Origin of the sequence: Maribacter thermophilus (assembly GCF_001020565.1) — a bacterium.
Lineage (GTDB): Bacteria > Bacteroidota > Bacteroidia > Flavobacteriales > Flavobacteriaceae > Maribacter > Maribacter thermophilus.
On record NZ_LDAS01000001.1, the window covers coordinates 2,910,541 to 2,930,108 of the forward strand.

Annotated in this window: 19 protein-coding genes; 8 read left to right on the forward strand and 11 right to left on the reverse strand. The window is 40.2% G+C overall.

The window, feature by feature from the left end; translation table 11 throughout:
* Nucleotides 1-22: 22 nt before the first annotated feature.
* The 3 genes from AB657_RS12550 to AB657_RS12560 are packed head-to-tail and all read right to left on the reverse strand — an operon-like array spanning nt 23 to nt 4,023.
* Nucleotides 23-2,368, reverse strand: coding sequence for a penicillin-binding protein 1A (locus tag AB657_RS12550; RefSeq protein WP_047246800.1), 2,346 nt, complete (start codon nt 2,366-2,368; stop codon nt 23-25).
* Between the two features lie 4 nt (nt 2,369-2,372).
* Nucleotides 2,373-2,858 (reverse strand): gliding motility lipoprotein GldH, encoded by a 486-nt coding sequence (locus AB657_RS12555; protein WP_047247982.1) that lies wholly within the window; start codon nt 2,856-2,858, stop codon nt 2,373-2,375.
* Nucleotides 2,848-4,023, reverse strand: a complete 1,176-nt coding sequence (locus AB657_RS12560; RefSeq protein ID WP_047246801.1) for a PSP1 domain-containing protein — start codon at nt 4,021-4,023, stop codon at nt 2,848-2,850. The genes AB657_RS12555 and AB657_RS12560 overlap by 11 nt, the downstream gene beginning before the upstream one ends.
* A gap of 177 nt (nt 4,024-4,200) precedes the next feature.
* Between AB657_RS12560 and AB657_RS12565 the strand changes: the two genes are divergently transcribed.
* Nucleotides 4,201-5,370, forward strand: a complete 1,170-nt coding sequence (locus tag AB657_RS12565) for an MFS transporter (RefSeq protein WP_047247983.1) — start codon at nt 4,201-4,203, stop codon at nt 5,368-5,370.
* A gap of 2 nt (nt 5,371-5,372) precedes the next feature.
* Here AB657_RS12565 and trhO read toward each other — a convergent pair whose 3' ends face one another.
* The 3 genes from trhO to AB657_RS12580 are packed head-to-tail and all read right to left on the reverse strand — an operon-like array spanning nt 5,373 to nt 7,931.
* A complete protein-coding gene (gene trhO / locus AB657_RS12570) occupies nt 5,373-6,404 on the reverse strand; it encodes an oxygen-dependent tRNA uridine(34) hydroxylase TrhO (protein ID WP_047246802.1) in 1,032 nt (343 codons plus the stop codon).
* 55 nt (nt 6,405-6,459) lie between these two features.
* On the reverse strand, nt 6,460-6,690 hold the full coding sequence (locus AB657_RS12575; protein WP_047246803.1) for a ferredoxin: 231 nt from the start codon (nt 6,688-6,690) through the stop codon (nt 6,460-6,462).
* Nucleotides 6,690-7,931 (reverse strand): peptidase U32 family protein, encoded by a 1,242-nt coding sequence (locus AB657_RS12580; RefSeq protein ID WP_047246804.1) that lies wholly within the window; start codon nt 7,929-7,931, stop codon nt 6,690-6,692. Before AB657_RS12580 ends, AB657_RS12575 begins: the two co-directional genes overlap by 1 nt.
* A gap of 450 nt (nt 7,932-8,381) precedes the next feature.
* Between AB657_RS12580 and recA the strand changes: the two genes are divergently transcribed.
* The 4 genes from recA to AB657_RS12600 all read left to right on the forward strand — a co-directional run bounded on the left by recA (nt 8,382) and on the right by AB657_RS12600 (nt 11,989).
* Nucleotides 8,382-9,389: a recombinase RecA gene (recA, locus tag AB657_RS12585; RefSeq protein WP_047246805.1), complete on the forward strand. Its 1,008-nt coding sequence runs from the start codon at nt 8,382-8,384 to the stop codon at nt 9,387-9,389.
* A 79-nt stretch (nt 9,390-9,468) separates the two neighbouring features.
* Entirely contained in the window at nt 9,469-9,888 is a 420-nt protein-coding gene (locus tag AB657_RS12590; RefSeq protein WP_047246806.1) for a hypothetical protein, read from the forward strand.
* 25 nt (nt 9,889-9,913) lie between these two features.
* Nucleotides 9,914-10,495 carry an RNA polymerase sigma factor gene (locus AB657_RS12595; RefSeq protein WP_047246807.1) on the forward strand — a complete coding sequence of 194 codons (582 nt, stop codon included), beginning with the start codon at nt 9,914-9,916 and terminating at the stop codon, nt 10,493-10,495.
* A 21-nt stretch (nt 10,496-10,516) separates the two neighbouring features.
* Nucleotides 10,517-11,989: an outer membrane beta-barrel protein gene (locus tag AB657_RS12600; protein ID WP_047246808.1), complete on the forward strand. Its 1,473-nt coding sequence runs from the start codon at nt 10,517-10,519 to the stop codon at nt 11,987-11,989.
* Between the two features lie 4 nt (nt 11,990-11,993).
* Here AB657_RS12600 and AB657_RS12605 read toward each other — a convergent pair whose 3' ends face one another.
* Nucleotides 11,994-12,731, reverse strand: coding sequence for a lysophospholipid acyltransferase family protein (locus tag AB657_RS12605; protein ID WP_047246809.1), 738 nt, complete (start codon nt 12,729-12,731; stop codon nt 11,994-11,996).
* Between the two features lie 70 nt (nt 12,732-12,801).
* On the opposite strand from AB657_RS12605, the gene trpS reads away from it, so the two are divergent.
* Nucleotides 12,802-13,770 (forward strand): tryptophan--tRNA ligase, encoded by a 969-nt coding sequence (trpS, locus tag AB657_RS12610; RefSeq protein ID WP_047246810.1) that lies wholly within the window; start codon nt 12,802-12,804, stop codon nt 13,768-13,770.
* A gap of 181 nt (nt 13,771-13,951) precedes the next feature.
* Here trpS and dprA read toward each other — a convergent pair whose 3' ends face one another.
* A complete protein-coding gene (dprA, locus tag AB657_RS12615) occupies nt 13,952-15,070 on the reverse strand; it encodes a DNA-processing protein DprA (RefSeq protein ID WP_047246811.1) in 1,119 nt (372 codons plus the stop codon).
* A 90-nt stretch (nt 15,071-15,160) separates the two neighbouring features.
* On the opposite strand from dprA, the gene AB657_RS12620 reads away from it, so the two are divergent.
* Both AB657_RS12620 and AB657_RS12625 read left to right on the forward strand, forming a co-directional pair.
* Nucleotides 15,161-16,126, forward strand: coding sequence for an HU domain-containing protein (locus tag AB657_RS12620; protein ID WP_047246812.1), 966 nt, complete (start codon nt 15,161-15,163; stop codon nt 16,124-16,126).
* Between the two features lie 59 nt (nt 16,127-16,185).
* Nucleotides 16,186-16,701, forward strand: a complete 516-nt coding sequence (locus AB657_RS12625; protein WP_047246813.1) for an acyl-CoA thioesterase — start codon at nt 16,186-16,188, stop codon at nt 16,699-16,701.
* On the opposite strand, the gene AB657_RS12630 is transcribed toward AB657_RS12625, so the two are convergent.
* Genes AB657_RS12630 through AB657_RS12640 form a run of 3 tightly spaced genes read right to left on the reverse strand, consistent with a single transcriptional unit; the run spans nt 16,698 to nt 19,567 of the window.
* Nucleotides 16,698-17,537 carry an aldo/keto reductase gene (locus AB657_RS12630; RefSeq protein WP_047246814.1) on the reverse strand — a complete coding sequence of 280 codons (840 nt, stop codon included), beginning with the start codon at nt 17,535-17,537 and terminating at the stop codon, nt 16,698-16,700. The two genes, AB657_RS12625 and AB657_RS12630, sit on opposite strands and share 4 nt — an antisense overlap.
* A 12-nt stretch (nt 17,538-17,549) precedes the next feature.
* Nucleotides 17,550-18,782, reverse strand: a complete 1,233-nt coding sequence (locus tag AB657_RS12635; RefSeq protein ID WP_047246815.1) for a murein hydrolase activator EnvC family protein — start codon at nt 18,780-18,782, stop codon at nt 17,550-17,552.
* Nucleotides 18,779-19,567 (reverse strand): DUF4292 domain-containing protein, encoded by a 789-nt coding sequence (locus AB657_RS12640; protein WP_047246816.1) that lies wholly within the window; start codon nt 19,565-19,567, stop codon nt 18,779-18,781. The genes AB657_RS12635 and AB657_RS12640 overlap by 4 nt, the downstream gene beginning before the upstream one ends.
* Nucleotide 19,568: the final 1 nt, after the last annotated feature.

A 19,568-nucleotide genomic window follows, 5' to 3' on the forward strand; every position in this document is an offset into this window, starting at 1 on the left:
ATACAAATTTTTCTACCTATTCTTAGAAGTCCAAATCGTCCAGGTCATCCTCTAAATGTGTATCTCTTTTATTCTCTTCCTCGAATTTTGTACAATCGGTTACTATGGACATATTTTCGGGTTTTTCAAAGTCATCTTTAGAAACACCAAGATCTTCGTCGGCATAATTCTTTTTCATATAAAGCCCCCATATAGGCAATGCCATGGATGCCCCTTGACCATAGGTAATACTCTTAAAGTGTACAGACCTTTCTTCTCCACCTACCCAAACACCTGTGACCAAATTGGGCACTACCCCCATAAACCAACCATCACTTTGGTTCTGGGTAGTTCCGGTCTTACCAGCTATCGGATTTGTAAGCTCGTAAGGGTACCCCGTCATAATCTTTTTATACACAGAGTTATTCTTGTTGTAACTATGACGTAATCTTGTTCCTGAACCACCTTGCGTGACCCCTTTCATCAAATCTATCATAGCGTATGAGACCTCTTTGCTCAATACATCTTTTGTTTCTGGAACATATTCATATAACACCGTACCGTTCTTATCCTCTATTCTGGTAACCATTACCGGCTTAACGTATACCCCTTGGTTGGCAAATGCACCATAGGCCCCTACCATTTCGTATACACTGAACTCCGGTGTTCCCAAAGCAATGGCCGGAACTTCAAGAATATCTCTTGTCAAGCCTAAATTTTTCACGATAGACACTACCGATTTTGGCCCGACCTTATCTATTAATTGTGCCGTTACCGAGTTTACCGAATTCGCCAAGGCATATTTTAATGTCATATCCTTACCTGAGAACTTACCATCAGAATTATCCGGGCACCAAGGTTCTACATTACCGTGTTTACCAGCCTCTATACAATACTGGGTGTCTGGGAAGGTTTCACATGGCGAAAGGCGTAATTGATCGATCGCCGCCGCATATACGAATGGTTTAAAGGTAGACCCGGCCTGCCTAGCCCCTTGTATTACATTGTCGTATTGAAAATGTTTGTAATCGATTCCTCCGACCCATGCCTTCACATGACCCGTTTGGGGCTCCATGGACATCATGGCGGCCCTTAAAAATGTCTTGTAGTAGCGAATAGAGTCCAATGGCGTCATCACGGTATCTTTCTCTTTGGTTTCGCTGTTCCAATCAAAAACGGTCATTTCGGCCTTCTTGGTAAACGACTCCCTGATCTCTTTTTCCGTTTTTCCGGCTGCCTTCATTTTTCTCCAACGCTCAGAAGTTCTCATCGCCCTTTCCATAATTCGATTTGTTTCCTCAGGAGTCAGATCCAAAAATGGTGCGGTAGGGTTCTTATCTGGCGTATTTTGATTAAAAAACTCTCTCTGTAGGTTTTTCATATGTCCATATACCGCTTCCTCGGCATTCGCCTGCATTTTAGAATCTATGGTCGTATAAATCTTTAGGCCATCCAAATATATGTTCCACTTGTCCCTTTCACCTTTCATCGCAGGTTTTGGGTTCTTTTCGATCCAATCTTTCATGAATCTCTGCAGATACATTCTAAAGTAGGTGGCAAGACCTTCCCTATGGTTTTCCGGATTATAGTTGATATCCATCTTCAGGGCCTGCAAAGAATCTTTCTCCTCTTCGGTAATATAACCGTATTTGGCCATTTGGCCCAATACCGTATTACGGCGGTTCTTCACCATTTCCTCCCTTCTTAAAGGATTAAAAAGAGACGAGTTCTTAAACATACCCACCAACACGGCGGATTCTTCCGTCTTTAAATCCTTTGGTTCCTTTCCAAAATAAATACGGGCGGCAGATCTTATACCATCGGCATTGTTTCCAAAATCATAAATATTAAAATACATACTTATGATTTCTTCTTTGGTATAACTACGCTCTAGCCTAATGGCCAATACCCATTCCTTTATTTTTTGTTTAATCGTCTCTATCTTGTTTCTTGATCTTACACCGACAAACAATTGTCTTGCCAATTGTTGACTGATAGTACTGGCCCCTCCACGGGTTCCTAAAAAGAAAAAAGCCCTTAAGGTTCCTCGGGCATCTATACCCGAGTGATCATGAAACCTTGCATCTTCGGTTGCTATTAGTGCATTCACCAAATTATCCGGTAAATCCTCGTATTTTACATCTGTACGGTTGTCCTCCAAATAAAACTTGCCCAAAAGCTCGCCATCTGACGATATTATCTGTGAAGCCAAGTTTGTTTGAGGATTCTCTAGGTATTCATAGGGTGGCAACTCCCCGAAAAGCCCCCAAGAAGCCGAAAGAAAGATCAAGGCAACAAATGCCACTCCGGATACAAATAAGATCCAAAACCATTTTATATATTTAGAAAAACCCTTGTTGTTGTTTTTCTTTTTAACCGCTTTTGCCATAAGCTTAGGGATTACTTTTTGTTATTTCCAAACCTACATCGGTAATGCCTTCAAGTCCTATAATCCCAGAGACATTTCCATTTTTACGCATTGCATGCGAAACTTCTAGAGTATATACGCCTGGTAGAGGAAAAACGATGTTTTCCTTATACCATAATTTATTTTCCTTTAAACTTCCAGAGCCTTTGCCCAACCATGTTCCGTCCGGTAAAGCCATATCATACTCCATCGTATCTTGGAGCACTTCACCTTCGGGCGTTGTTAATGAGGTAATTAAAAATAGGTTGCTGTAAGGAAAGGTGTTATCGTTTCTGACATTGATGAACATGTTATATTCCTGAACCGTATCGATTTCGGAAAAATTGAACTTAATGACATCATCTCTGTTCCACACCGCCCCATTAAGGCTTTTGTACTCCGAAGTAACCACATCGGTTTTACAGGCGGAAAACCATAAAACCAACATTATAACAAAAAAACTACGACGCATTTTTCTTATTTCTGTTTCTATTTCTGTTGTTCTTTTTTCTATTTCTATTTCTGTTTCGCTTATTGCTCTTTTTAGGCTTATCAAAACGTGTAAGGCTATCTTGGCCCACTACATTTTCAAAAACCACTTTTTCTTCATCAATATTGTCCGCTGCATAGGCTTCTAGGCTCGCTACTTTTTCTTTTTTCTTGTTCTTTTCAAGAATTTCTATTACCTGATCCTTAGATAGCACGTGCCAATTGGCAGGTTCGTCTTTGTATGAAAACCAGAGTTTCTCTTTAAAAATGTCAGTTTTTTGGCAAAATGCCAATCCCTTTTCGGTATACAACTTGGTGTCTTGCGAAGGAAAATCTTTTAGGGCATCCAAATAGACATCCAATTCATAATTTAAGCAACATTTCAACTTACCACATTGCCCGGCCAATTTCTGGGGGTTTAGTGAAAGCTGTTGGTAACGGGCGGCAGAAGTACTTACCGACCTAAAATCTGTTAACCATGTGGAGCAACATAATTCCCTGCCACAAGAACCAATACCTCCCAAACGCTGGGCTTCTTGCCTATATCCTATTTGGCGCATTTCTATTCGAATACCGAACGCCTTGGCCATATCTTTTATCAACTGACGAAAATCTACTCGTTCTTCTGCAGTGTAGTAAAATGTAGCCTTTGAACCGTCTCCCTGAAACTCAACATCTGAGATTTTCATCTGTAATTTCAAAATAATGGCTATCTCTCTGGAACGTTTCTTTATTTCCTCTTCCCGGTCTCGGCATTTCTGCCAAATATCTATATCCTTTTGGGTGGCCTTTCTATATATTTTTGGCAGCTCCTCTTTGGTAAAGTCCACCTTTTTACGTTTCATCTGAACGCGCACAAGTTCTCCTGTCAAGGTAACCATACCAATATCGTGACCGCTCTGTGCCTGTGTGGCCACAATATCCCCTATAGAAAGTGATAGATTTTCGGTGTTTTTGAAGAATTCTTTTCTACTGTTCTTAAAACGTACTTCTACGTACTCAAAAGGCCTTTCACCATTAGGAAGAGCCATATTTGAAAGCCAATCAAAAACAGTCAATTTATTACAACCATCGGTACCGCAAGTTCCGTTGTTCTTGCACCCACGTGGTTGTCCGTCCTTACCGGTCGAACAACTGTTACAGCTCATATAGTATATCTTGATTTGATCTAAACCGGAAAGTCCGGACCAAATTGGGTTCGTATTAATTTTATATGTAAAGGTACTAAATTTTTAATGTGTTGAAAACTTATCTCAACTTACGGCAGTTCTTTGTTCCTTTGCACCGATTTTGTCTGTGTCAAAAAAAAATGGATGTATCTACCTATGGAAAAACAAAAAGGGTTAAGTGATGCCGTTCTCTATCTCATGAGCCTCTCCGCGGGCTTAGTAGCAGCGAATCTTTACTACAACCAACCTTTACTACATTTGATATCGGTAAGTTTCGGGGTCACCGAATCGGCTGTCAGCAATGTGGCCCTAGCTACACAACTGGGCTATGCGTTCGGGTTACTTTTTGTGATTCCGCTGGGCGATATGGTCTCTAACCAAAAAATATTGAAAATAGATTTTGTACTCATGCTGGCCTCGTTGATAGCGGCAGGGTTGGCCTCTTCGTTATGGTTGTTGGTGGTTGCCAGTTTTTTTATAGGATGTACCTCGGCACTGCCACAGCTGTTCGTTCCCATGGCTGCGCAATTGTCGAATCCCCAAAATAGGGGTCGTGCCATAGGAATCGTCATGAGCGGATTGCTGATAGGCATATTAGGAAGTAGGGTAATCAGTGGTTTCATAGGCGAACAATTTGGCTGGCGCACCATGTATTTTGTCGCTACGGCCATGATGTTAGGCCTCTTTATTCTCTTAAAGATAAAATTACCAAAGGTAGACCCTGTTTATACGGGCAGTTACAAGGATTTAATGAAATCGTTGGTGCATTTTTTTAAAACGGAACCACCCCTGCGTTTGGCAGCTGTTCGTGGTGGTCTTTCCTTTGCAGGATTAAGTGCCTTTTGGACCACCTTGGTCTTTTTAATGGAAGAAAATTTCGGATACGGCAGCGGTATTACCGGAACCTTTGGTCTTATTGGTGTCGTGGGGGCATTGGCGGCCAGTGTGGTAGGGAGACTAAGTGACCGCATGAGCAAAAACCGCATTGTTATTACGTCAAGTCTTATACTTATTGCTTCATGGACAATCTTTTTGTTTTCGGACCACTCCATAATCGGTATTGTTATCGGGGTAATTTTGGTAGACCTGGGGCAACAATCGCTGCATATAGCCAACCAAAATATAATCTTCTCCAGAAACGAAAATGCCCGAAACCGTACGAATACAGTTTATATGGTCATCTTTTTCTTGGGAGGTGCCCTTGGAACGGTTTTAGCTGCCCTTGCCTGGCAACATTACCAATGGACAGGGGTTTCTGTCCTTGGTCTTTCCCTTTCTATCGCAACCTTATTATTACATTTGGTATTCGGAAACAAAGAAATATAAGCCTACCTCTTAAATTTCAACACTTCTGACCTTCCTTTTTTAAAGATCTTATTGCTTACCGTTTTCCCCTTTCTTAAGGCCTTTTGCTCTTCGTAGGGAAGGGCGTGGATCTCTTTGCAATTATCGGAACAACAATTGTTCATCTTCTGGGCACATTCCTCGCACTGTATAAAAAGAAGATGACAGGCCTCGTTGGCACAGTTTACATGGGTATCGCAGGGCTTACCACATTGATGGCACTGTGCGATGACGTCATCTGAAATACGTTCGCTCCTACGATGGTCAAAAACAAAGTTCTTGCCCACGAACTTGTTCTCTAATTTTTTTGCGTTTACCTGTCGGGTGTATTCTATAATGCCCCCTTCTAACTGGTACACCTGTTTAAAGCCCTTGTATTTATAATAGGCACTTGCCTTCTCGCACCGGATTCCCCCGGTACAGTACATGACCAGTTTTTTATCCTCTTTATGGTCGGCAAGATCATTTTCTATAATGTCCAATGAATCCCGGAATGTATCTACATCGGGTGTAATGGCATTCTTGAAATGCCCAATCTCACTTTCGTAGTGGTTTCTCATATCTACCAAAACGGTGTCCGGATCATCGATAAGTTCATTGAACTGCTCCGCATTGACATGCACTCCTTTATTGGTAACATCAAAGGCGTCATCGTTTAGGCCATCGGCCACAATTTTTCGCCTTACCTTGACCTTTAACTTTAAAAACGATAGGTTGTCTTGTTCTATGGCAATGTTCAACCGTACATTTTCCAAAAAAGAAATGCTGTCCAAGTGTTTTTTGAAAGCTTCAAAATTCTCTGCCGGCACAGATAATTGGGCGTTAATGCCCTCATGGGCTACATAAATACGTCCCAAAACATCCAATTCGTTCCAATGAACAAACAAATGATTTCTAAAAATGGCAGGATTGCCAATGTGTGCATATTTATAGAAAGAAATTGTCAATCGTTCTTGACCGGCCTCTTTAATAAGGGCCTCCCTTTCCTTTGCACTTAATGTATTGTACAGTTGCATGCTATACCAATCGTTAAGTTAAAGAATAGTCTATTCGGGCAAAGATAGGTTAATATTACCGTATCTTGGTAGTAATGATCTTTACGGGGCAGGCCTGTTGGGCTTGCCTGCACGGTTCATAAATGCTGTCATCAGGTGATTTAATGGTATGGAAGCCCTTTTTCTCTACCGCATGCAACAAAACACTTTTACCGTCTTTCTTGGACATTTGGAACTGTTCGGGCGCCAATTCGACACAATAATTGCACCCGATACACTTTTTTCGCTGTAGGGTAACAACGACCATTATTGCTTAACTATTTTATACAATTTATCGGAGGGCCGTACCTTGAAGCCGGTAGGGAAGGTACAATTGTTTCCCTTTTCGGCCATTTCGGCCTTGAGGTCGTTTACCATCATTTCGTCCAATTGCAATTCCTTCACCCCAGTGGTAGGACCGGTCACCAAAAGTTGGTCCCCTACTTTAATGTCATAGGCCTCTATCTTAAATTCTGCTATTCCGGGTTTCGGATAGTAATGCACTCCCTTACCTACATAGACTTTCTTTTGCGTGGCCTGTGATCCAGGGCCATCACTCCATTCCCCCAGTTTCTGCCCCAAGTAATAACCACCCCAAAAGCCGCGATTATACACCTTTTTCAAGGCTTCCATCCAAATGTCTACTTTTTCTTTATTAAATGTGCCTTGGTAATAGGCGTCAATCGCTTCCCTATAGGTTTTGATGACCGTGGCCACATATTCAGGAGCACGCCCCCTACCTTCTATTTTCAAGACTTTTACCCCAGCATCAATGATCTGGTCCAAGAAATCGAGCGTACAAAGATCCTTGGGCGACATCATATACTCGTTGTCCAATTCGATCTCAAAACCACTTTCTTGGTCTATGACCGTATATTTTTTACGACAATTCTGCTTACAGGCCCCTCTGTTGGCCGATGAATTGTGGGAGTGTAAGCTCAAATAACATTTTCCGGATACCGCCATGCACAAGGCGCCATGTCCAAATACCTCTACCTCCACCAAATTACCGGAAGGTCCTTTTACCTCTTCTTTTTCAATCTGAGAACAAATCTTCTTTATCTGCCGTAAACTCAATTCCCTGCTCAATACCACGGTATCGGCAAACAGCGAGTAGAACTTTACGGTTTCTATATTCGTAATATTTATCTGAGTAGAAATATGCACCTCCATGTTTATCTGCCTTGCATAGGAAATTACGGCTTGGTCCATGGCTATGACAGCGGTAATACCCGCTTCTTTGGCAGCATCCAAAACGGTTTTTATGATAGAAAGGTCATGATCGTATATGATCGTATTTAGGGTAAGGTAGGTTCGTATATTCTTCTCTCCGCATCGCCTGGCAATCTCTGGCAAATCTTCCAAAGTAAAATTAATACTTGCCCTGGCCCGCATGTTCAATTGTTCTACGCCGAAGTATACCGAATCGGCCCCATTATCAATAGCTGCCTGTAGGGACTCATAGTTCCCGGCCGGGGCCATTAGTTCTATCTTTCCATTTCTTGTCATAAGTACAAGGTGCTATGTTTTCTGGACAGCAAAGATACATTATATGGTAATATTATCATGCAAACGCACTAAATATAAGGCCTCTGGTTAAAATCGGGGTACACAAAAACTTATCAATAAACTAGCTTGACAATACAAATAACGGAAACACAAAAAAATTATAACGATTAGTATATTACTAGCTCTGGCGCATAAAAAAGAGTCCCGATATTTCGAGACTCTTTATTCGACTATTCCAATTCGTTCTTCTTCATAGCATTCTTCAAGAAAATAAATTAAAAAGGATATAGCCACCAATATCCATTGACACTAAAAACAATGGATTATAACACAATAAACAATGTCTAATTATTAATTAGATAGTAAAAGGTTCAAATGGTTGCGTAATAGCCCCCGATATTCTTTTTTTCAAAAAAGAAATGCTAATTTAGCTTCTCTAAAATTTAACAAATGAGTTCTGAAAAAGAAGCAAAATTAAAAGCCCTAAAACTAACCTTGGACAAACTGGACAAAACCTACGGAAAAGGTGCAGTTATGAAAATGGGCGACAGCATCGTAGAAGATGTTGAAGTTATACCTTCTGGTTCTTTGGGCCTTGATATTGCTTTAGGAGTAGGAGGTTATCCCCGTGGAAGGGTCATAGAAATCTATGGACCTGAATCTTCGGGTAAAACGACCTTGACATTACATGCCATTGCCGAAGCACAAAAAAATGGGGGTATCGCAGCTTTTATCGATGCAGAACATGCATTTGATCGTTTTTATGCACAAAAGTTAGGTGTTGATATTGATAATTTGATCATTTCCCAGCCCGATAATGGAGAGCAGGCCCTCGAAATTGCCGACAACTTAATTCGTTCCGGAGCTATTGATATCGTTATTGTCGATTCTGTTGCCGCACTAACCCCAAAAAGTGAAATAGAAGGGGAAATGGGAGATTCAAAAATGGGACTACATGCCCGCTTAATGTCACAAGCATTAAGAAAATTGACCGGCTCTATCAGTAAAACAAACTGTACGGTAATCTTCATAAACCAATTGCGTGAAAAAATCGGTGTCATGTTCGGAAACCCAGAGACCACTACCGGTGGTAATGCGTTAAAATTCTATGCATCGGTACGATTGGATATTAGACGTTCTACGCAAATAAAAGATACCGACGGCAATGTACAAGGAAACAAAACCCGGGTAAAAGTGGTCAAAAACAAAGTAGCTCCCCCTTTTAGGACTACCGAATTTGACATTATGTACGGCGAGGGTATTTCAAAAGTCGGTGAGATCATTGATCTAGGCGTTGAATACGAAATCATAAAGAAAAGCGGTTCTTGGTTCAGTTATGGCGACACAAAACTAGGACAAGGAAGAGACGCCGTTAAAACATTATTGCTGGACAATCCAGAACTGTTCGAAGAATTGGACGGTAAAATAAGGGACGCCATTAATGCCCTCAATAAATAATCTATAAGCTGCGTTGGTCGATTTTTTGTCGACCAACGCAACCTTTTTTCTATACTTCCATCTTTATCAAAAAGAATTGATGATGATGAGAAAATTTGTTTTTGCGACTGCACTTATATCTCTTTTATTGAGTGGTTGTTCGCTTGACGACGACGACCCCAACTTTTATTTTACCTCATTGACCATAAATAGTGCAGAATTGCCAGAGTCGTTTAAATTAAACGAAACATATAAAATAAACGTAACTTACACCATACCGGACGAATGTACGCATTACGAAGGTCTTGATGTTACAAAAGAAGACACTACGATTAGAAACGTAGTCGCCATAGGCTATTCAATGACAGATGACGAAGCCTGTACCGAAGTAAATGCAGAAGAAGAGGCTTCTTTTGATTTTATCGTAAAATACGATCAACCATATACCTTTAGGTTTTATAAAGGGGACAATAGTGAAGGAGAACCTGAGTTTTTTGAAGTTGTCGTTCCGGTAGAATAATATCTATTTTAATATAACCGACCGAGTGCCTTTAGAAGAACTCATACATAAATGCAAAAAGGGCGATAGAAAGGCTCAAGAACAACTGTATAAGAACTATGCAGGGGTACTCTATGGTATATGCCTAAAATATTCGCGCAACAAAACCGAGGCCGAAGACAACCTTCACGATAGTTTTATGACCATTTACCATAAAATTGGTCAGTACAAATCCAAGGGGTCATTTGAAGGTTGGATGAAACGTATTACCATAAATACGGTATTACAAAAATACAGAAGAGAAGAATATCTTAACGTAGTCAATGACAATATTGAAGAAGAAGTTACGGTAGAAAACGTTTACGACGACATCTCTTTACAAACCTTATTAAAATACATACAAGAACTGCCAAATAAATACAGGGCCACTTTTAATTTGTATGTATTGGACGGATATACGCACAAAGAAATAGGAGAATTACTGGGCACCACGGTAGGCACATCAAAATCTAACCTTGCACGTGCCAGAATGCTATTAAAAGAAAAAATAGAAAGAAAAGTTTCACAATCCATTATTGGATTGATGGTTATCATAGAAAAGAAAAATGACCCTAAAAAGGATCAATAGAAAATATTACGCCGTACAAAAATGAGCAAAAAGAAAATAGACCAACTATTCCAGGAAAAGTTTCTGGACTTCAACGAAACTCCCGATCATAAGGTCTGGTCTTCGATCGAAGCTTCGTTGGACAAGAAAAAAAAGAAAAGAATTATACCCCTTTGGTGGCAGCTGGGAGGTATCGCTGCAGCATTGGTCTTAGGACTATTAATTTTTAATCCGTTCGAAAATGTAGAAGACATCGATAAGAACCCTATTACCGATCTAGATAAGAAAGAGGAACAACCTTTTACCAACGGCACAAAAACAAATACCGACCTGCCAGATGAAACAGAAGTAGTTGTAAAAGAGAAAAACTCGCGCAACGACCAAAACACATTGGTAGAAAGTACCGAGCATAATGAAATATTAAAGGAAAATTCATCTGAAAATACCATTCATAAAAATACGACCGCCACATATGATCAACCAAGTACTACAGCCCTTTCTTCACAAGAAAAGTCTAACAGAAGTACCGAAACGGGGACCCATGGCCAAAATGATGGTACGGCAATAACCACCGGTATTTTAGAGAGTACCGTAGTACAGGCTGAAGACAAACAACCTTCTGAAAAAGAATTGTCGGACGTAAAAAACAACGGCTCCGTACCAACAAATGAGCCATCTGGCATAGCCAATAATGACCTTCAAAAAGAATCTGTTACAGACGATTCTAAAAAGAAATCGATTTTTGAAGCAGTTGAAGAACAAGAAGAAGATCAAATTGCACAAAAATCTGAAAAAAGATGGTCTGCGGGGCCTACTCTGGCACCCGTATATTTCAACGCAATAGGCAATGGGTCACCTGTAAGTCCCATGTTCACCTCCAACTCAAAATCGGGTGATATAAACCTTAGTTATGGTGTGGCAGTGGCCTATGAGATCAGTTCAAAGCTCTCGGTACGGTCGGGAATACACAAAGTAGATTATGGTTATAATACAAACGACATATATTTCACCTCCTCTCTTGCTGCCATGGAAAATTCTCAAATTCCGAATATTGATTACGCAAAAAAATCGGACAATTTAATAGTCTCGAACAACAATGCTACCATAAGTACCACTAGTAAAACGCTAGACGTCTCTGCCCAAAATGCCCAACTTTCTGGCGAAATGGGTCAAAAAATAGGGTATCTCGAAGTGCCTGTGGAGTTATCTTATGCACTGATCAACAATAAATTCGGAGTCAATGTCATTGGTGGTGTTAGCTCTTTATTTTTAGTTGACAACGAAGTTTCACTTACTTCCGGTGCCCTTACCACAGAGGTGGGTGAAGCCAACAACATTAACGATGTTAATTTTAGTGCCAATATAGGTTTAGGTCTCGATTATAAATTTTCTCGTAAAGTTCGTTTGAATATAGAACCTGTTTTTAAATATCAACTAAACACCTTCTCTAATGTAGATGGCTCGTTCAACCCATATTCATTAGGTATTTACAGTGGACTTAGTTTTAAATTCTAAAGCTTTAAGCTATGAGCTCTTTATAAATAACTTCCCTCACACCTTCTCGAAGTTTACTTTTATCTTTTTCTTCCAACCCTTCGGTCTCAAAAAATCGATGTACCCTGGCCCTGACCAATCCGGGTCCGCCACTAAAAAAGGTAAATGAAAAACGTTTTTTATTGTCATAAAAGGTCATCGGCACTACCGGAATTTGATGCGCTATGGCCATTTTAAAGGCACCGTCCTTAAACGTATCCAACACAACACTTTCATCATCGGGAACCCCCCCTTCTGGAAAAATACAAATACTCAACCCTTGTTTTAATCTTCTTTGGGCCCTTCTATAAACCCCTGTCCTACTTTGTACGCTATCGCGATCTACCATAATACAAACCCTTCTGTAAAAGAAACCGAATACAGGAATCTTCTCCAGTTCTTTCTTTCCAACAAAAACAAACGGATTCTTACTAGTGTAGAGCATCAACATAATGTCCAACATACTCGTATGGTTGGCAACCAGCATATAACTCTTACCCCGCAACAAGTATTGATCATAAAGCACCCTAGGCGGGCAACCCATGCCATACAAGATGGGCTTTGCCCATAAGTTACGGGCCATCCAAAAAAACTGGGGATACCATTGCTCTCTAGAAGCAAAAAGCAGCAGAAGCGGAAAACATAAAAATATTGGTACTGCGACTAAAACGTAAAACCAAATCCTATACAAAGTTTGCCCTACTCGCTTAAGTAATTTAACCATAAATCAAAAATAGTTATTTGTGCTTATTTTTTTGATTTGTTTTACCTTTGCACCCTTATTTTATACACAAATGGCTAGAATTTTAACTGGAATCCAAAGTACCGGAACACCACATTTGGGCAACATTTTAGGCGCTATAATGCCCGCTATAGAGATGGCTAGCGACCCAAAAAACGAATCGTTTCTTTTTATTGCGGACCTACATTCGCTCACACAAATAAAAAATGCCGAAGAACTAAGAAGAAACACCTATTCCATTGCTTCTACGTGGCTTGCATTTGGACTGGATATAGAAAAAACGGTTTTCTACCGCCAAAGCGACGTGCCCTTAGCTACAGAACTAGCTTGGTACCTAAGTTGCTTTTTTCCATATCAAAGACTAACCTTGGCCCATGGTTTTAAGGATAAGGCAGATAGATTGGAAGATGTGAACGCAGGTTTGTTCACATACCCCATGCTAATGGCCGCAGATATTCTTTTGTACGATGCCAATATAGTTCCCGTAGGAAAAGACCAGTTGCAACACATAGAAATGACCAGGGACGTAGCTTCCCGTTTTCATGCCAAAATGGGTGAAACCTTTGTAATTCCTGAGGGAAAGGTACACGAAAATACAATGTACGTACCTGGTACCGACGGTGAAAAAATGAGTAAAAGCCGTGGCAACCTGATCAATCTTTTTCAGACCGACAAAAAACTGAGAAAACAGATTATGGGAATACAAACGGACAGCACCCCTATGGAAGATCCGAAAGACCCTACCAACGACAACGTATTTGCTTTGTACAAGCTATTGGCCTCCCAAGAACAAATAGAGGAAATGAGTGCCAATTACCTTGCCGGTAATTATGGTTATGGCCATGCCAAACAAGCGTTGTACGAAGTGATTATAGACAGGTTTGGTGAAGCCCGTGAAAAATACGATTATTACATGAACAACCTCAACGAGGTGGATGAAGCATTGGCTATAGGTGCCGATAAAGCAAAAAAGGTAGCCGAAGGCGTCTTACAGAGAGTTCGAGAAAAAATAGGGTATTGATTACATCGGATCAATAGCTTTAATATTCTAAAACCGACCATTTGGTCGGTTTTTTTATTGTTATAACTTCTCACTGCCAGTCCAAAGATCGATTTATTTTGTTAATTCATCGATATAGCGCCTAAAAAATGGCCCATACCAACTTTTAATCATTTCTACAGACCGGGTAGTCTGTAAAATCTTAAACAGCTTCGAACAATTTACCCGGCAAAGGCCTAATGACGCCTTTCATTTCCATAGCCAATAAGATGGCCGAAGTTTTGTAAACAGGTATATGGCAATTTAGGGCTATGCCATCTAACAACTGCTTTCCATTTTGCTGTAAATAAGTATAAATAGTCTGCTCGGTTTCGTCGAGGTCCACAAACAATTGCTTTTGAACGGTTTTAGATTTCCGATCGTCAACATCCCAATTTAACATATACACCAAATCGGCCGCAGAAGTCAACATATGCGCTTTTTGCTGCTTTATCAAGTTGTTGCAGCCAATACTGTATTTGTCGCTACTACGTCCTGGTACAGCAAAAACATCCCTATTATACCCATGGGCTATATCTGCCGTAACCAAACTACCCCCTTTCTCTGCAGACTCTATTACAACGGTAGCCTCGCTCATACCAGCAATGACCCTGTTCCGTTTTAAAAAGTTTTCTCTCTCGGGATTACTGGTACTCCAAAATTCTGTAAAAAATCCACCGTTATCACATACTTCGGTCTGATACTTGGCATGTACTTTCGGATAAATCTGATTAAGGCCGTGCGCCAAGCAACCGATCGTCTGCAAACCGTGCTTTATAGCTTCTTTTTGAATACAAATATCGACTCCGTAGGCGAATCCGCTCACAATTATTGGGTTTAATGGGGCTATATCCTTCACGAACTGTTCACAAAAAGCCATGCCATAGCCGGTAATGTTACGGGTGCCTACAACACTGATTATTTTACGGTCCCGAAAATCCATTTTCCCTTTCTTAAACAAGAGAATCGGGGCATCTATGCAATGCTTAAGGTGCTTAGGGTAATCTATATCCTTAAAATATGTGCATTGGATATTGTTGTTTATGATATAACCGTATTCCGCTTCCGCAGCTTTCAAATATGCCGAATCGAACAAGTATTTTATGGTATGTGTTCCAACACCGTCAATTTTTAAGAGCGTTTCTCTTTTTTCGTCAAAAACAGCCGATGGGCTGCCACAATGTGCAATTAATTTTTTAGCGATGACATCGCCTATGTTAGGTATGTGCTGTAATCTTAAAATTGCAAGCAACTCATCAGCAGTATGTTGTGAATCTATCATTGTAATGAACCAGAAACCACAAATATAATGTTAATAAAAAGTTATCCCATCCGTTTTGAAGACCCTTTATTTTTTTGATATTTGTGCCTTATGGTAGTAGAACATTATATCACAGAATTACTTTATAGATATAACTGTGTGGTAGTCCCAAATTTTGGGGCATTCCTTACACAAAGGACATCGGCAAGGATCAATGATATCACGAATACTTTTTATGCTCCTGCAAAATTGATTTCCTTTAACGAGCAACTTACCTCTAATGACGGTTTGTTGGTTTCCCATATAGCGGAAGCAGAAAAAGCTTCCTTTGAAACTACCCTGTCCAAAATCGAAGAGGTAGCCAAAGATTGGAAAAGACAATTGGCCGATGGTGAAAAGATAAGCTTACCAAACATAGGGCTTCTTTGGGCCAATAATGAGGGGCGCATACAGTTTCAACCCTATTACGAGGTAAATTATCTAACTTCTTCGTTTGGATTATCTTCCTTTAAGGCATTACCTGTGACCAGGGAAATATTAAAAGAAGAGGTGGTAGAAATGGAAGAGCAGATTCCATTTATCATAAGTCCTGAAAAAAGAGAACAGGGTAGTTTTAGGCCTTATTTAAAATATGCGGCGATATTTTTAATCGCATTGTCCACGAGCCTTACAGGTTACCGCTTCTACAACGACCGTATTCAAACAGATCGTATCGTAAGACAAGATGCCCAAAAAGAGGTGACCAGACAAATACAAGAAGCTACCTTTTTTGATACCGACCCGCTAGAATTACCTACGGTAACCATCGATGCCATATCGGCTACAAAAACTAGAACGGTCTCTGCCGGAAAACATCACATTGTAGCAGGGGCATTTAGAATTAAGAAAAATGCGGACCGCAAAATTAAATCCCTTCAAAGTAAAGGATACGACAATGCGGCCTATTATGGCACCAATGCCTATGGTCTTCATGTTGTTACCTATGATCGCTTTGATGATCCTAAAGAGGCTTTAACCGCCTTAAAGGAGATAAAGCGTACGCAATCGGCCGATGCATGGCTTCTTTCTGAAAAATAAAGGGGTCTAGCTCCCTTTAAAATTTTTGTTGCCCTTATCTTTGCGCAAAATTTTACTGTATGACAGCAAAAACTCCATCAGAATCCAGAACCACAATGACCGATATGGTCTTACCAAGTGAGACCAACGCCCTTCAAAATCTCTTTGGGGGCGAACTACTTGCCAGGATGGACCGTGCAGCAAGTATAGCTGCCGGAAGGCATAGTAGAAGAATAACGGTAACCGCCTCTGTAAACCATGTAGCTTTTAATCTTGCCGTTCCATTAGGAAGTGTTGTAACGGTAGAAGCTGCCGTTTCTAGGGCCTATACCACTTCGATGGAGGTCTATATAGATGTTTGGATAGAAGACAGGTATAATGGAAAGCGTACAAAGGCCAATGAAGCCATTTATACATTCGTAGCCGTAGATGAAACCGGAAAACCTACCGAAGTACCTCCTTTACGCCCTGAAACACCTTTAGAGAAAAAAAGATACGAAGGGGCCTTAAGGCGCAAACAACTAAGTTTGGTATTGGCCGGTAAAATGAAAGCGGACGATGCCACCGAACTAAAAGCGTTGTTCACCAAGGACTAAAAATCGAAATGGTCTGGGTGGGGACCAATTCGCTCATCCCTGTCCAGACTGTCTAAATACGCTACATCTTCTTGCGATAATTCGAAATCGAAAATATCTGCATTTGATTGGATTCTATTTTTATGCACTGACTTAGGAATCGTTACCACTCCTTTTTGCAAATCCCAACGTAAGATAATCTGGGCAATGGATTTGTTGTACTTGACAGCCAATTCTTTACAGATATCCAAATTAAAGACCTTACCTTGCATAAATGGAGACCATGCTTCATACTGAATGGTATTTTTATTGCAAAAGTCTATTAAATCTTGCTGTACCACGTACGGATGAAATTCCATTTGGTTGACCATTGGCACAATCTTACAGTCCTCCATTAAATCCTCTAGGTGATGCTGAAGAAAATTACTGACCCCTATAGCCCTTACTTTTTTATTTTCATACAAATACTCTAGGGCCTTCCAAGTTTCCTTATATTTTTCCTTTACGGGCCAATGAATCAATAACAGATCTAAATAATCTACTTGCAAACGTTTTGTACTGTCCTCGAACGATTTTAAGGTGCTATCGTAACCTTGATCGGTATTCCATACCTTGGTAACCAAAAAAATATCCTCTCTCGGTACCGAGCTTTCTTTTATACCGGTACCCACCCCCTCTTCGTTTTTGTAGATAGAAGCGGTATCGATATGCCTATATCCTATTTCAAGCGCATATTTTACAGAATCTATTACCTCTTGGTTGTTTTCTGCCTGATAGGTTCCTAAGCCCAAATAAGGCATCTTTACACCATTATGTAACGTAAAGGTTCCCTGAATATTTGTAATGTTCTCTTTCATATCAGATATTGATTATAGTTGATATACCCATTCCTCTGGGTTTAACCTAGAAGTATCTTTATACAAATAGAATTTTAAACGGGTCTGGTTGTTAGACCGATTGGTATAAATAGTGCCCAGTTCCTGTTTTATTTTCACCTTGTCCCCTTTTTTTACAAAAAGCTCGGACAAGTTATAGTACGTACTTATAAAGTTACCATGCTTGATCTGTACCCCTTTATTACCCCCGGGCACGGCCAATATGGCAATAACTTCCCCCTCAAAAATAGCCCTTGCCTTACTCCCGGGATCGGTGGCAATGATCACGCCGTTGCTTTGATGTTTTATTCCCGGGTAAACAGCATCTTTATAGATTCCGAAACCTTGACTTTTTATTCCCTTTTCCACCGGCCATATAAGCTTCCCTTTATTGGCCGCAAAATTATTGGCAACAATGGTGGCTTCTGGCGTTAAAACAAATTTACTGGAACTGCCAGATGATGTCTTACCCGCTTTCTTATTGGATGCGGCAATGGCCGACCTGATCAGTTTCTCTATCTGTTGATCTATTTTACGAGCCTCCCGTTTTTTGGCCTCTATGGCCTTGACATATTTGCTTTCATTTTTACGAATGGTACCCAATAAAGCTTTCTGCTCCTGTATTTCTTTAAAAAGCTGATCTTTCGCCTTATTGTTCTGGGCCAATAACACCTCTTTCACCTTCCTTTCTTCGTTCAAGTCCATATTAAGGCGTGTAAGCTCCTCCGTTTTGGCGATTATCTGCTCTCCTTGCTCCTTTCTATAGTCGGTATACTGTTTCATATACTGAAGCCTTTTAAAGGCCTGAAAAAAGCTCTCAGAAGACAACAGGAACATTAATCTGTTTTGTTTTGATTTATTCTGATAAGACTTCTGGATCATTTTTGCATACTCGTCCTTGATCTCTTGTAGTTCGCCCTTAAGCTTACTTATATTTCTAATATTGGTATTGATCTGTCGGTTGAGAAGGTTGGTCTGTTGGTTGGTTACCCTTATCAATTGCTGCCTTACACTGATCTTTTTGTCCAAGGCTTCCATTTGATCCAAAACATTGCCCTTTTCCTTTTTCTCGGACAATAAGAGCCGGTTAATATTCCTAATCTCATTTTGCAGTTGAGCCCTTTTTTCCTCCAATGCCTTTTGCTCACTTGTTTGCCCAATTGCATTTTGTACTGCAAGGGCAACAAATAAAAACAACAAATAGGTGTATGGTTTTTTTAGCATCATTCTAATACTATCTCTTTAAAACCTTTTGGTATTTTATACGGAAAATTTAGTTGCCTATTTAATTCTATGCTCCGATATTCCAACGAAATATTGCTTTCTGAATTTTCCTCTATGGCCAATATATTAATTTCATTGGGTATTACCTCCTTTCCCACTTGCTGGTAATTTTGGTACTTTATTTCCAATAATCTTTTCTTTAATGGTTGCGATAGTTGCTGCAGGGCCATTTTATAATTTCTAGGTTCTATTTGAAACAATGTCTTGTATAGTTCGCCGGCCTTTCTAGGAATTAAACGATAGCTTTCGTCAGCAATGGAGACCTCATACTTTTCTTTTCTCAGATCAAATAGGGCTTGACCCAATAAAAGATTTTGTACAATACTAAAATCGACCTCTGTACCCAGTAGTTTGCTTAAATAGGAAAAGTCGCCATCAAAATATTCATTGTCCAACTTATTATAGAAAGAAACCCGATCGGGAGTAATGTAGGCCTTTACAATACCTAGGGGAGCACTCATCCAAATACCCTTGTCCTTTACCATTCGAAGGCTCACGGTAAAACTCTGCGAATCTTCACCGTCGCTATAATTTATTTTTACCTTTCCGCTAAGGCTATTAAAGTTAGGTGCGTTTTGATAATGGGCCTTGACCACCGCTTTTGACGACAACCGATCATCCACGGTACCATCCGAAATCACCTTGGTACTTTTACAGGATACTACTACAAGAAAAACAAAAGCAAAGAAAAAGAACGACCTACTATTTTTTAATAAATTCCCTATCATA